Annotated in this window: 19 protein-coding genes; 5 read left to right on the forward strand and 14 right to left on the reverse strand. The window is 51.2% G+C overall.

The genetic code is table 11. The features are described 5' to 3' along the window. Nucleotides 1-4: 4 nt before the first annotated feature. Together smg and dprA are read right to left on the reverse strand one after the other, a co-directional pair. Complete coding sequence (smg, locus tag I6L53_RS20555) at nucleotides 5-478, reverse strand: DUF494 family protein Smg (protein WP_042326277.1); 474 nt, start codon at nucleotides 476-478, stop codon at nucleotides 5-7. After that, nucleotides 450-1,574: a DNA-protecting protein DprA gene (gene dprA / locus I6L53_RS20560; protein WP_042326275.1), complete on the reverse strand. Its 1,125-nt coding sequence runs from the start codon at nucleotides 1,572-1,574 to the stop codon at nucleotides 450-452. Before dprA ends, smg begins: the two co-directional genes overlap by 29 nt. 129 nt (nucleotides 1,575-1,703) lie before the next feature. Between dprA and def the strand changes: the two genes are divergently transcribed. The 5 genes from def (at nucleotide 1,704) to mscL (ending at nucleotide 6,467) form a co-directional block, all read left to right on the forward strand. Further along, a complete protein-coding gene (def, locus tag I6L53_RS20565) occupies nucleotides 1,704-2,213 on the forward strand; it encodes a peptide deformylase (RefSeq protein ID WP_042326273.1) in 510 nt (169 codons plus the stop codon). A gap of 14 nt (nucleotides 2,214-2,227) precedes the next feature. Then, entirely contained in the window at nucleotides 2,228-3,175 is a 948-nt protein-coding gene (fmt, locus tag I6L53_RS20570; protein ID WP_042326270.1) for a methionyl-tRNA formyltransferase, read from the forward strand. Nucleotides 3,176-3,227: 52 nt separating this feature from the next. Then, nucleotides 3,228-4,517, forward strand: a complete 1,290-nt coding sequence (rsmB, locus tag I6L53_RS20575) for a 16S rRNA (cytosine(967)-C(5))-methyltransferase RsmB (protein ID WP_042326288.1) — start codon at nucleotides 3,228-3,230, stop codon at nucleotides 4,515-4,517. Between the two features lie 21 nt (nucleotides 4,518-4,538). Beyond that, nucleotides 4,539-5,915, forward strand: coding sequence for a Trk system potassium transporter TrkA (trkA, locus tag I6L53_RS20580; RefSeq protein WP_012908437.1), 1,377 nt, complete (start codon nucleotides 4,539-4,541; stop codon nucleotides 5,913-5,915). Between the two features lie 141 nt (nucleotides 5,916-6,056). Next, nucleotides 6,057-6,467, forward strand: a complete 411-nt coding sequence (mscL, locus tag I6L53_RS20585) for a large-conductance mechanosensitive channel protein MscL (RefSeq protein ID WP_042326268.1) — start codon at nucleotides 6,057-6,059, stop codon at nucleotides 6,465-6,467. On the opposite strand, the gene arfA is transcribed toward mscL, so the two are convergent. From arfA to rpmD, 12 genes are all read right to left on the reverse strand, one after another. Next, nucleotides 6,464-6,682: an alternative ribosome-rescue factor ArfA gene (gene arfA, locus I6L53_RS20590; RefSeq protein WP_042326265.1), complete on the reverse strand. Its 219-nt coding sequence runs from the start codon at nucleotides 6,680-6,682 to the stop codon at nucleotides 6,464-6,466. The two genes, mscL and arfA, sit on opposite strands and share 4 nt — an antisense overlap. A gap of 55 nt (nucleotides 6,683-6,737) precedes the next feature. Then, nucleotides 6,738-7,163: a Zn(2+)-responsive transcriptional regulator gene (zntR, locus tag I6L53_RS20595; protein ID WP_042326263.1), complete on the reverse strand. Its 426-nt coding sequence runs from the start codon at nucleotides 7,161-7,163 to the stop codon at nucleotides 6,738-6,740. 9 nt (nucleotides 7,164-7,172) lie between these two features. After that, nucleotides 7,173-7,541: a DnaJ family domain-containing protein gene (locus I6L53_RS20600; RefSeq protein WP_042326262.1), complete on the reverse strand. Its 369-nt coding sequence runs from the start codon at nucleotides 7,539-7,541 to the stop codon at nucleotides 7,173-7,175. A gap of 107 nt (nucleotides 7,542-7,648) precedes the next feature. After that, nucleotides 7,649-8,035: a 50S ribosomal protein L17 gene (gene rplQ, locus I6L53_RS20605; RefSeq protein ID WP_001216372.1), complete on the reverse strand. Its 387-nt coding sequence runs from the start codon at nucleotides 8,033-8,035 to the stop codon at nucleotides 7,649-7,651. Between the two features lie 40 nt (nucleotides 8,036-8,075). Continuing rightward, nucleotides 8,076-9,065 carry a DNA-directed RNA polymerase subunit alpha gene (locus I6L53_RS20610; protein WP_001162094.1) on the reverse strand — a complete coding sequence of 330 codons (990 nt, stop codon included), beginning with the start codon at nucleotides 9,063-9,065 and terminating at the stop codon, nucleotides 8,076-8,078. Nucleotides 9,066-9,090: 25 nt separating this feature from the next. After that, nucleotides 9,091-9,711, reverse strand: a complete 621-nt coding sequence (gene rpsD, locus I6L53_RS20615) for a 30S ribosomal protein S4 (protein ID WP_000135226.1) — start codon at nucleotides 9,709-9,711, stop codon at nucleotides 9,091-9,093. A 33-nt stretch (nucleotides 9,712-9,744) separates the two neighbouring features. Further along, complete coding sequence (rpsK, locus tag I6L53_RS20620; protein WP_001029684.1) at nucleotides 9,745-10,134, reverse strand: 30S ribosomal protein S11; 390 nt, start codon at nucleotides 10,132-10,134, stop codon at nucleotides 9,745-9,747. A 16-nt stretch (nucleotides 10,135-10,150) separates the two neighbouring features. Continuing rightward, nucleotides 10,151-10,507: a 30S ribosomal protein S13 gene (gene rpsM, locus I6L53_RS20625; RefSeq protein ID WP_012908431.1), complete on the reverse strand. Its 357-nt coding sequence runs from the start codon at nucleotides 10,505-10,507 to the stop codon at nucleotides 10,151-10,153. A gap of 146 nt (nucleotides 10,508-10,653) precedes the next feature. After that, nucleotides 10,654-10,770 carry a 50S ribosomal protein L36 gene (gene rpmJ, locus I6L53_RS20630; protein ID WP_000868187.1) on the reverse strand — a complete coding sequence of 39 codons (117 nt, stop codon included), beginning with the start codon at nucleotides 10,768-10,770 and terminating at the stop codon, nucleotides 10,654-10,656. A 31-nt stretch (nucleotides 10,771-10,801) separates the two neighbouring features. Beyond that, nucleotides 10,802-12,133, reverse strand: a complete 1,332-nt coding sequence (gene secY, locus I6L53_RS20635; RefSeq protein ID WP_001118864.1) for a preprotein translocase subunit SecY — start codon at nucleotides 12,131-12,133, stop codon at nucleotides 10,802-10,804. A 7-nt stretch (nucleotides 12,134-12,140) separates the two neighbouring features. After that, nucleotides 12,141-12,575 carry a 50S ribosomal protein L15 gene (rplO, locus tag I6L53_RS20640; protein ID WP_001238917.1) on the reverse strand — a complete coding sequence of 145 codons (435 nt, stop codon included), beginning with the start codon at nucleotides 12,573-12,575 and terminating at the stop codon, nucleotides 12,141-12,143. Between the two features lie 3 nt (nucleotides 12,576-12,578). Further along, nucleotides 12,579-12,758: a 50S ribosomal protein L30 gene (gene rpmD, locus I6L53_RS20645; RefSeq protein WP_001140434.1), complete on the reverse strand. Its 180-nt coding sequence runs from the start codon at nucleotides 12,756-12,758 to the stop codon at nucleotides 12,579-12,581. Between the last annotated feature and the right edge of the window lie 3 nt (nucleotides 12,759-12,761).

Here is a 12,761-nt window from a genome sequence, read left to right on the forward strand (position 1 = left end):
TTGATTAATGCAGCATACCTTCATTCACTTCAAAGAGTAATTCTTCCATTTGCTGATATGCATTTTCACAACCCGGAATGTTGAACAAAACCATCAGGATAACCCACTTCAGGTCTTCCAGGTCGAATTCTGCGGTATCCAGCGCGAGCACACGTTCAATCACCATTTCTCGCGTTTCGAGGTTTAGCACCTGGATCTGCTCAAGGAATAACAGAAATCCCCGGCAACTGGCATCCAGTCGGTCACACTCTTCTGGTGTATAGATGCGCAGAGAGAGGGGATCGGAAGCGAGTTGCATCGGCTCGGCAAGACCTTCCTGATAGTCAGCAAGCTTTTCCAGCCACAGGAGCGCATTGTAGATGTCTTCACGATCAAAACCAGCGTCGGTAAGATCCCGTTCAAGTTTGTCCTGATCCACTCGTAATTCAGCTTCATTGTGGATATATGTCTCAAACAAATACATTAGTACGTCGAACATGGCATGCCCTCCTCAATCGGACATAGCCGCCGGGTACAGCTGCGATCCATCCTGCTAACTCCAGTTCGAGTAGCTGAGCCACTACCTCTGGTACAGGTTGGCCGGCACGTTCAGCGACGACGTCAACAGGTGTTACCTCATCTCCTACGTTAGCCAGGAGCTCGGGAAATGGCAATGCTGCGTCCTCCTGATCTGCTGAATAAAGTGATTTTTCAGGCCCATCTGGCAGCCAATGCAAGCCGCACTGCAAGTTTTCCATGATTTCCTCCGGAACCGTCACAAGTGTGGCGCCCTGCTGCACCAGCCAGTGTGGTCCTTCACTTCCGGGATTGCCGAGAGGTCCGGGCACGGCGAACACCTCTCGACCCTGCTCCAACGCACAGCGTGCGGTGACCAGCGAGCCGCTGCGTAATGCCGCTTCAACCACCAGTACTCCTTTGCTCAGGCCGCTGATAATACGGTTTCGGCGGGGGAAATTGCGTGGTAAAGGAGGCATCAGCAACGAAAATTCGGACACCAGAGCACCTCCCGTTTCCAGCAAAGCCTCTGCCATCCCGACATGTCGGCGGGGATAAACGGCCTGCAGACCGTTTCCTAATACAGCAATGCTTCTCCCCTTCGACTGAATCGCCGCCCGGTGGGCAATACCATCAATACCATGCGCCAGGCCGCTGGTAATGGTGATTTCCCAGCCCGCAAGTTTCTCACAGAATAACCGTCCCCACCGTTCGCCATACCATGACGGTGTTCGGCTTCCCACTACGGCGAGTTGAAAATCATGGAGGCATTGCGGGGAGCCTGAGACCAAAAGCGCGCCAGGGTAATCTTCAATAGCACGAAGTTGTGCAGGATAATCTTCACAGTCTGCCAGTAATAAGTGATGGTGCGGTAGCTCAAGCCAGCGAAAGGTCTTTTCCAGCTCGTCTTCCGAAAAGGTAATAAAGCGTGTTGCCTGGGAAGGAGAAAGGCCCGCGCGCCGCAGCACCGCGGTATCAATATGCGGTTGTGCTATCAACTCCTGAGCGACTCGCACCATCTCATCGCCGAACAACTCGTTCACGCCCATCAAACGTAGCCAAATTTCGGTACGGGTCATCCTTTCCCCCCTGCCACAAGCAGTGTTAGCAATCTTTGCGATTGGTCACTGATGCTGTCAATCAGAGGGGGATTTGTCTAGAATAGAGGTAATAATCTTTCCAACTCCTGAACACAACTCTGGATAACTATGTCAGTTTTGCAAGTGTTACATATTCCGGACGAGCGCCTTCGCAAAGTCGCAAAACCGGTAGAAGAAGTGAATGCAGAAATTCAGCGTATCGTCGATGATATGTTCGAGACGATGTACGCAGAAGAAGGTATTGGCCTCGCGGCAACGCAGGTTGATATTCATCAGCGAATTATCGTCATTGACGTGTCAGAAAACCGCGACGAACGCCTGGTGTTAATTAACCCGGAACTGCTGGAAAAAGAAGGTGAAACTGGTATTGAAGAAGGTTGCCTGTCTATTCCGGAGCAACGTGCTTTAGTGCCACGTGCCGAGAAAGTGAAAGTTCGCGCACTCGATCGCGAGGGTAAACCGTTTGAGCTGGAAGCCGACGGCCTGCTGGCTATCTGTATTCAGCACGAAATGGATCACCTGGTCGGTAAACTATTTATCGATTATTTGTCGCCGCTGAAACAACAACGTATTCGTCAGAAAGTTGAGAAACTCGACCGCCTGAACGCACGAGCTTAAGGACAAGAATCAACGTGTCAGACTCACTACGTATTATTTTTGCGGGTACACCTGACTTTGCAGCGCGTCATCTGGACGCGCTGTTGTCTTCCGGACATGACGTCGTCGGCGTGTTTACGCAACCAGACCGTCCGGCAGGGCGGGGCAAAAAACTGATGCCGAGCCCGGTAAAAGTCCTGGCGGAAGAAAAAGGCATTCCGGTTTTCCAACCTGTCTCCTTGCGTCCACAGGAAAACCAGCATCTGGTTTCTGACCTGAACGCAGACGTTATGGTCGTCGTAGCGTATGGCCTGATTCTACCGAAAGCTGTGCTGGAAATGCCGCGTCTCGGCTGCATTAACGTGCATGGTTCCCTGCTCCCGCGCTGGCGTGGTGCGGCCCCCATTCAACGTTCGCTCTGGGCGGGCGATGCTGAAACGGGTGTCACCATCATGCAGATGGACGTAGGTCTGGATACCGGCGATATGCTCTACAAACTCGCCTGCCCCATCACCGCGCAGGACACCAGCGGTACGCTGTACGACAAGCTAGCAGATCTTGGCCCGCAGGGTCTGATTGAAACGCTGAAGCAGTTAGCGGAAGGTCGTACTAATCCTGAAGTACAGAACGAAGCGCAGGTCACCCATGCTGAGAAACTCAGCAAAGAAGAAGCACGCATCGACTGGTCACTTTCTGCGGCGCAACTGGAACGCTGCATTCGCGCATTTAATCCCTGGCCAATGAGCTGGCTGGAAATTGATGGCCAGCCGGTAAAAGTCTGGCAGGCATCCGTGATAGACTCGCCGACGAAGGCAGAGCCCGGTACTATCCTTGAAGCCACAAAACAAGGCATTCAGGTCGCGACTGGCAACGGAATTCTGAACTTGCTCTCACTGCAACCCGCCGGGAAAAAAGCGATGAGCGCCCAGGACCTTCTAAATTCACGTCGGGAATGGTTCATTCCTGGCAACCGTCTGGCCTGACGGTCACTTCTGATTACGCCCGGTGTTGCCGGGCCTTTTTATTTTTGCGGTTATGAATAAGAAACTTAACTTACGCAGTATGGCGGCCCAGGCCGTTGAACAGGTCGTCGAGCAGGGGCATTCACTGAGCAATGTCCTGCCGCCGCTACAACAAAAAGTCTCCGATAAAGACAAAGCACTATTACAAGAACTCTGTTTTGGCGTTCTGCGCACGCTGTCGCAACTTGACTGGCTGATCAACAAATTGATGTCCCGTCCGATGACGGGGAAACAGCGCACCGTGCACTACCTGATAATGGTGGGATTCTATCAATTACTGCATACCCGTATTCCTCCTCATGCTGCGCTGGCGGAAACGGTCGAAGGTGCAGTGGCGATAAAGCGCCCGCAGCTTAAAGGGTTGATAAACGGCGTCCTGCGACAGTTCCAGCGCCAGCAGGAAGAACTGCTGGCAGAATTCGACAACAGCGAAGCGCGTTTTCTCCATCCTTCCTGGCTGCTGAAGCGCCTGCAAAAAGCGTATCCCACTCAATGGGAAACCATTGTCGACGCCAACAATCAGCGGCCACCGATGTGGTTACGCGTGAATCGCACACATCACTCGCGCGACAGTTGGCTTGCACTGCTCGAAGACGCCGGGATGAAAGGTTTCCCCCATCCAGACTACCCAGATGCCGTGCGGCTGGAATCGCCAGCGCCAGTCCATGCGCTACCGGGATTCGATGAAGGATGGATCACCGTACAGGACGCCTCCGCGCAGGGATGCATAGCCTTTCTTACTCCGCAAAACGGCGAACACATTTTAGATCTTTGCGCTGCACCAGGCGGTAAAACGACCCACATTCTCGAAGCTGCTCCTGAAGCAGACGTGATGGCAGTTGATGTGGATGAACAACGACTCTCTCGTGTTTATGACAATCTGAAACGCCTCGGGATGAAAGCGACAGTCAAACATGGTGACGGGCGTTATCCTTCTCAGTGGTGCGGCGAGCAGCAGTTTGATCGCATCCTTTTAGATGCGCCCTGCTCCGCAACCGGGGTTATCCGTCGCCATCCGGATATCAAATGGCTACGCCGGGATCGTGATATTGCAGAGCTGGCAAAGCTGCAGGCTGAAATTCTTGATGCCGTCTGGCCGCATTTAAAATCTGGCGGCACGCTGGTGTATGCCACCTGTTCAGTGTTGCCGGAAGAGAACAGCCTGCAGATTCAAGCCTTCTTGCAGCGCACAGCGGATGCCACGCTTAGCGAAACAGGAACGCCTGAAGCACCGGGCCTGCAAAATCTGCCGGATGCAGAAGGCGGTGATGGCTTCTTTTACGCTAAGCTAATCAAAAAGTGATGGGATAACGGGTCACGACTGATGAAAATAATCATTCTGGGCGCAGGACAAGTGGGAGGAACGCTGGCTGAGAATCTGGTCGGCGAGAACAACGACATCACCGTGGTCGATACCAACGGCGAACGTCTGCGCAGCCTGCAGGATAAGTTCGATCTGCGTGTCGTTCAGGGGCATGGTTCACACCCACGCGTGTTGCGCGAAGCCGGTGCGGATGATGCGGATATGCTGGTTGCTGTGACCAGCTCCGATGAAACGAATATGGTTGCCTGCCAGGTAGCCTATTCGCTGTTCAACACACCGAACCGAATTGCCCGTATCCGCTCTCCTGATTATGTTCGTGATGCGGACAAACTGTTCCACTCAGAAGCCGTACCTATCGATCACCTGATCGCGCCCGAGCAGCTCGTCATCGACAGTATTTATCGATTGATTGAGTATCCTGGCGCGTTACAGGTCGTCAACTTTGCGGAAGGTAAAGTGAGTCTGGCAGTGGTAAAAGCCTATTACGGCGGCCCGCTGATCGGGAACGCACTTTCAACAATGCGGGAGCATATGCCGCATATTGATACGCGCGTGGCGGCGATTTTCCGTCATGACAGACCGATTCGCCCACAGGGTTCCACTATCGTGGAAGCGGGTGACGAAGTCTTCTTTATTGCAGCCTCCCAGCACATCCGCGCGGTGATGAGCGAGTTGCAACGCCTCGAAAAACCTTACAAGCGCATCATGCTGGTTGGCGGCGGTAACATCGGAGCCGGTCTGGCACGTCGTCTTGAGAAAGATTACAGCGTGAAATTGATCGAACGCGATCAACAACGCGCTGCTGAGCTGGCCGAAAAACTACAGAATACAATCGTCTTCTTCGGTGACGCCTCTGATCAGGAGTTGCTGGCTGAAGAACATATCGATCAGGTCGATCTGTTCATCGCCGTCACCAACGATGACGAAGCCAATATCATGTCCGCGATGCTGGCTAAGCGCATGGGCGCGAAAAAGGTCATGGTGTTAATTCAGCGTCGTGCTTATGTGGATCTGGTGCAGGGCAGCGTCATTGATATTGCCATTTCACCTCAGCAGGCTACTATCTCCGCGCTGCTCAGCCATGTGCGAAAAGCAGATATCGTTGGCGTCTCTTCATTGCGTCGTGGCGTCGCGGAAGCGATTGAAGCCGTCGCTCACGGCGATGAAAGTACTTCGCGCGTTGTCGGGCGGGTCATTGACGAGATCAAACTGCCACCGGGCACGATTATTGGTGCCGTAGTGCGTGGTAACGATGTGATGATTGCCAATGACAACTTACGCATCGAACAAGGCGATCACGTCATTATGTTTCTGACAGATAAAAAGTTTATTACCGACGTCGAGCGCTTATTCCAGCCTAGCCCTTTCTTCCTTTAACATTGAAGGGTGCATTATTCGCACCCTTTTAATTCCCCTGATTTATCAAGGATTAATTCGTACTATTAATCTAAATACTTAAATGGAAAATATCTTAACATTTGTTAAACTTATTAACGTCAGCTGCATAGGGAGAATATAATGAGCATTATTAAAGAGTTTCGCGAATTCGCGATGCGCGGGAACGTTGTCGATTTGGCAGTGGGTGTCATTATCGGTGCGGCATTCGGTAAAATTGTATCGTCACTGGTTGCCGATATCATTATGCCGCCGCTCGGTTTGCTAATTGGTGGTATCGATTTTAAACAGTTTGCCGTCACGCTGCGCGATGCACAGGGAGATATCCCTGCCGTTGTGATGCACTATGGGGTGTTTATTCAGAACATCTTCGACTTTGTGATTGTGGCATTTGCTATTTTCATGGCAATTAAGCTCATCAATAAACTCAATCGTAAGAAAGAAGAGCCGGCTGCTGCACCTGCGCCGACGAAAGAAGAAGTCTTGCTCACTGAGATCCGTGACCTGCTTAAAGAACAGAACAATCGTTCTTAATAGACCGCTGAAAACAGAAGGCCAGTGGTAAAAAAGTGATTCACTTTCTTGCCACTGGCCTCCCAGTTACCCCGATTACCATGTTTCCCTTTACGTAAATAACTTCCCTTACCTTTCTTATTCTTTTCAATACGCTGTCTGAAGAGTGGATCATGTAATAATGCCTCAATGGCATTGTCCTTTATCTGCCCTTTTGTATGCTGATAACGACTCATAATAGCTCCTGTTTGTGGTTTAACGGCGGGAGTGTAGTCCCACCAGTTTGATAAATCAACAACCTAACTTCACTCCACTGGCTCCCTGTTCCAGGGCTTCCAGGATTGAGCAGTACACGCTGCTATGCGCAGTACCACAGCAGGCATCGTTCAGACGCTGCAATGAACGCTGCATGCTTTGCAGTTCGGCAATGCGCGCTTCGACTTCTTTCAGTCGCTCCTGCACGATCCCTTTTGATTCCTGACAGGTATGATGTTCGGGATCGATGCGGATCGACAACAACTCACGGATCGACTCGAGGGTAAACCCGAGCTGTCGGGCATAGCGGATGAATTTTAGCCGCTGAAGATCCTTTTCCGTATACAACCGGAATCCCCCTTCCGTGCGGACTTCATGTTCCATCATCTGTTGCTTTTCATAGTAGCGGATCGTATCAGGAGTTACGTCCGCGAGCTTTGCTAACTCACCAATGCGATACATATCCACGCCTTAATTGTCATTAATTTTAAGCAGCAACTTATCCGCGTACTCACCACGTAGAAATTCAGTGCTTAGACCAGCCTGCCGCAACTTCAGTTCCAGGAGTGACAAACGCCGGCTCACTTCATGATACTGAGGATCATCCTGCCTCAGGCCTTTCAGCAGATCCAGTAACTGGATGGCTTCTTTTCGCTGCTCCAGCTCAGGCGGAAGGCAGCCTGCATTTTTTAATAAACGATAACCGGCCCGTAACTCAACAGGTACATGCGAATCATCATCCAGAACCAGCCGCTCGCCAGCACCATGAAGATTCTCAAACTCACCGTTTTTCTGCGCATCAGTGATATGGCGCTCTGCCCACTGGTCCAGTAACCACATAGACGACTCCAGGGGATGAACAAAAAGAGTACAGATATTGTAGATAAGTGGGGGTACTGAGGATATAAAAAAACCCGCCGGGGCGGGTTTTTTTACGTTACTACAGATTACTCTGCAGCAGCTTCTGCTTTCGATTCAGAGCGATCAACCAGCTCGATGTATGCCATCGGCGCGTTGTCACCTGCACGGAAGCCACACTTCAGAATGCGAGTGTAACCACCGGCGCGGCTCGCGAAACGCGGGCCCAGCTCGTTAAACAGTTTTGCCACGATCTCGTTATCACGAGTGCGGGCGAATGCCAGACGACGATTAGCTACGCTATCAGTCTTGGCAAGAGTAATCAGCGGCTCAACTACGCGACGCAGCTCTTTCGCTTTAGGCAGGGTCGTCTTGATGATTTCATGACGAACCAGTGAACCTGCCATGTTGCGGAACATAGCCTGGCGATGGCTGCTGTTGCGGTTCAGTTGACGACCACTCTTACGATGGCGCATGACCTTATCCTTCTCAGTAAAACCTTAACCTGTGATCCGGTTACTCGTCAGCGATGCTTGCCGGTGGCCAGTTTTCCAGGCGCATGCCCAGAGACAGTCCACGGGAAGCCAGCACGTCTTTAATCTCAGTAAGAGATTTTTTACCAAGGTTAGGCGTCTTAAGAAGCTCAACCTCAGTACGCTGTACCAGATCACCGATATAGTGGATAGCTTCTGCTTTAAGGCAGTTAGCAGAGCGGACAGTCAATTCCAGATCGTCAACAGGGCGCAGCAGGATCGGATCGAATTCTGGTTTCTCTTCTTTCACTTCCGGCTGACGTACATCACGTAAGTCAACGAAAGCTTCCAGTTGTTCAGCCAGAATGGTCGCCGCACGACGAATCGCCTCTTCAGGATCGATTGTGCCGTTGGTTTCCATTTCGATGACCAGCTTGTCCAGGTCGGTACGCTGTTCTACACGCGCTGCTTCAACATTGTAGGCAATACGCTCTACAGGGCTGTAACATGCGTCGACCAGCAGACGGCCGATTGGGCGCTCATCTTCTTCCGAATGAATTCGGGTAGAAGCCGGCACATAACCACGACCGCGCTGAACTTTGATACGCATGCTAATAGACGCGTTCTCATCGGTCAGGTGGCAGATCACGTGCTGCGGCTTGACGATTTCGACATCCCCATCATGGGTAATGTCGGCTGCAGTCACAGGGCCAATGCCAGATTTATTCAAGGTAAGAATAACTTCATCTTTACCCTGAACTCTCACCGCCAGCCCTTTCAGGTTGAGCAGGATTTCCAGGATATCTTCCTGAACGCCTTCTTTGGTGCTGTACTCATGTAGTACACCATCAATCTCAACCTCGGTCACCGCGCAACCCGGCATCGATGAGAGCAGAATACGGCGCAGTGCGTTACCCAGAGTATGGCCAAAGCCACGCTCTAAAGGCTCAAGGGTCACCTTGGCGTGCGTCGAACTCACTTGCTCGATATCTACCAGGCGCGGTTTTAGAAACTCTGTCACAGAACCCTGCATTGTGTCCTCTCTTTGGTACTAAGCTTTACTTGGAGTAAAGCTCGACGATCAGGTGTTCGTTAATGTCCGCAGACAGATCAGAACGCTCAGGCTTACGCTTGTACGTACCTTCCATCTTGCCAGCATCAACTTCCAGCCAGGTTGGCTTTTCACGCTGCTCAGCCAGCTCCAGAGCGGCTTTCACGCGAGACTGCTTCTTCGCTTTCTCACGAATGCTAACAACGTCATTCGGACTAACCTGATAAGAAGCGATGTTAACAACACGACCGTTTACCATAATTGCTTTATGGCTAACCAGCTGACGTGCTTCTGCACGAGTGGCACCGAAGCCCATACGGTATACAACGTTGTCCAGACGACCTTCCAGCAGAGCCAACAGGTTTTCACCAGTGTTGCCTTTCAGACGTGCTGCTTCTTTGTAGTAGTTACGGAACTGACGCTCCAGCACACCGTAGATACGGCGAACTTTTTGCTTTTCACGCAACTGCACACCATAGTCAGACAGACGCGGTTTACGCGCACCGTGCTGGCCAGGAGCTTGTTCAATTTTACACTTGGTATCGATCGCGCGAACGCCAGACTTAAGGAATAAGTCGGTGCCCTCACGACGGCTCAGCTTGAGCTTAGGACCCAAATATCTTGCCATTTTCTTTCTCCAACAAACCTGGAAAACGAGGCGTTATACGCGACGTTTTTTCGGCGGACGACAACCGTTATGAGGGATCGGAGTCACATCAGTAATATTAGTGATGCGGAAACCAGCGGCGTTCAGAGCACGAATAGTAGATTCGCGGCCTGGACCCGGACCTTTAACCATAACTTCCAGATTCTTGATACCGTATTCTTTTACGGCGTCAGCGCAACGCTCTGCTGCAACCTGAGCTGCGAACGGAGTAGATTTGCGAGAACCACGGAAACCGGAACCACCGGCTGTTGCCCAACCCAGCGCGTTACCCTGACGATCAGTGATAGTCACGATGGTGTTGTTGAAAGAAGCATGGATATGAGCCACGCCGTCAGAGACTTGTTTTCTTACACGTTTACGTGCACGAATTGGTGCCTTTGCCATTATTCAATCACCCCGATTATTTCTTGATCGGTTTGCGCGGACCCTTACGGGTACGTGCGTTGGTCTTAGTACGCTGACCGCGCACTGGCAGACCACGACGATGACGCAAACCGCGATAGCAACCAAGATCCATCAGGCGCTTGATGCTCATGCTGATTTCACGGCGCAGATCACCTTCAACGACAAATTTGGCAACTTCGTCACGCAGCGTGTCGATTTGTCCTTCAGACAGCTCACTGATCTTAACATTTTCAGCGATACCCGCTGCAGCCAGAATAGCTTTAGAACGGGTCTTACCGATGCCGTAGATCGACGTTAATGCGATCACAGCATGTTTTTGATCAGGAATGTTAATGCCTGCTATACGGGCCACTATGCACTCCTACTATTTAATATGTACGCACCATGCTGAAAAGCCCGTTTTCAGGATACTCAAATGGAAACGTACAGACATACAAAAGATTGGCTGGCTAATCTAGCCAGCTCAACCCAACTTTGCAAGAAAAATATGCGAATAAATCAGCCTTGGCGCTGTTTATGCTTCGGCTCGGCACTGCAAATCACACGGATGACACCATCACGCTTAACGATTTTGCAGTTACGGCATAATTTCTTGACGGAAGCACGAACTTTCATTTTTACTCTCCGTAACTTCTCGGGCGACCAATTATCGGCCGTAGCCTTTCAGGTTCGCCTTCTTCAATGCAGACTCGTACTGACTAGACATCATCAGAGTTTGCACTTGAGCCATAAAGTCCATAATCACGACAACAACGATAAGCAGTGAGGTCCCACCAAAGTAGAACGGTACTTTCATTGCATCACGCATGAACTCCGGGATCAGGCAGATAAAGGTAATGTAGAGCGCACCAACTAAAGTCAGGCGGGTCATTACTTTATCAATATACTTCGCCGTTTGCTCTCCCGGACGAATTCCTGGTACAAATGCACCGGACTTCTTCAGGTTATCTGCTGTTTCACGCGGGTTGAAAACCAACGCCGTGTAGAAGAAACAGAAGAAGATGATTGCAGACGCATAGAGTAACACATAAAGCGGTTGCCCAGGCTGCAAATACAGCGAAATTGTTGTCAGCCAGTTCCAACCAGTCCCGCCCCCGAACCATGACGCGATGGTTGCCGGGAACAGAATAATACTGGAAGCGAAGATTGCCGGGATTACCCCCGCCATATTCACTTTCAGCGGTAAATGTGTGCTCTGTGCAGCATAGACACGACGACCCTGCTGACGTTTCGCGTAGTTTACCACAATGCGGCGTTGACCACGCTCAACAAATACAACAAAGAACGTCACTGCAAATACTAATACTGCAACCAACAGCAACACGAGGAAGTGCAGGTCGCCTTGACGCGCTTGCTCGATAGTATGGGCAATGGCTGGCGGGAGTCCCGCGACAATACCGGCGAAGATAATGATCGAGATACCGTTACCGATACCACGTTCAGTAATCTGTTCGCCCAACCACATCAGGAACATTGTCCCTGTGACCAGACTGACAACAGCGGTGAAATAGAATGCAAAGCCCGGGTTCATAACCAGGCCTTGCATACCAGGCATATTCGGCAGACCGGTAGCAATACCGATCGACTGGAATATTGCCAGCACCAGAGTACCGTAGCGGGTGTACTGGCTGATCTTACGACGACCAGACTCCCCTTCTTTCTTAATTTCCGCCAACGTTGGATGAACCACTGTCAGCAGCTGGATAATAATTGATGCCGAAATGTACGGCATAATACCCAGGGCAAAGATAGAAGCACGGCTGAGAGCACCACCAGAGAACATGTTAAACATTTCAATGATGGTGCCTCGCTGTTGCTCAAGCAGTTTGGCAAGTACAGCGGCATCAATACCAGGGATCGGAATGAAAGAGCCAATACGGAACACGATAAGCGCACCGATAACAAACAGCAGTCTGCGTTTCAGCTCGCCTAAGCCACCTTTGGCACTTTGAAAATCTAATCCCGGTTGTTTAGCCATCTGCTACTTATTCCTCGATTTTACCGCCAGCAGCTTCGATAGCAGCACGAGCGCCTTTAGTAACACGCAGACCACGAACAGTTACCGGAGTAGTGACTTCACCAGCCAGGATCACTTTCGCGAACTCGATCTGGATACCGATAATGTTAGCCGCTTTCAGCGTGTTCAGGTCTACAACACCGCCTTCTACTTTAGCCAGGTCAGACAGACGAACTTCGGCTGTAATCGCTGCTTTACGAGAAGTGAAGCCGAATTTCGGCAGACGACGATACAGAGGCATCTGGCCGCCCTCGAAACCGCGACGTACGCCACCGCCAGAACGAGACTTCTGACCTTTGTGACCACGACCACCGGTTTTACCGAGGCCAGAACCGATACCACGACCCAGGCGTTTACCCGCCTTTTTGGAGCCTTCGGCCGGAGACAGAGTATTTAAACGCATCTCTTACTCCTCAACTTTAACCATGAAGGAAACCGCGTTGACCATACCACGAACAGCAGGAGTATCCTCGCGCTCTACGGTGTGACCAATACGACGCAGACCCAGGCCAAGCAGCGTTGCCTTATGTTTCGGCAGACGACCGATTGCACTGCGGGTTTGAGTAATTTTAATAGTCTTTGCCATGGT

This window comes from Citrobacter farmeri (genome assembly GCF_019048065.1).
GTDB classification, from domain to species: domain Bacteria; phylum Pseudomonadota; class Gammaproteobacteria; order Enterobacterales; family Enterobacteriaceae; genus Citrobacter_A; species Citrobacter_A farmeri.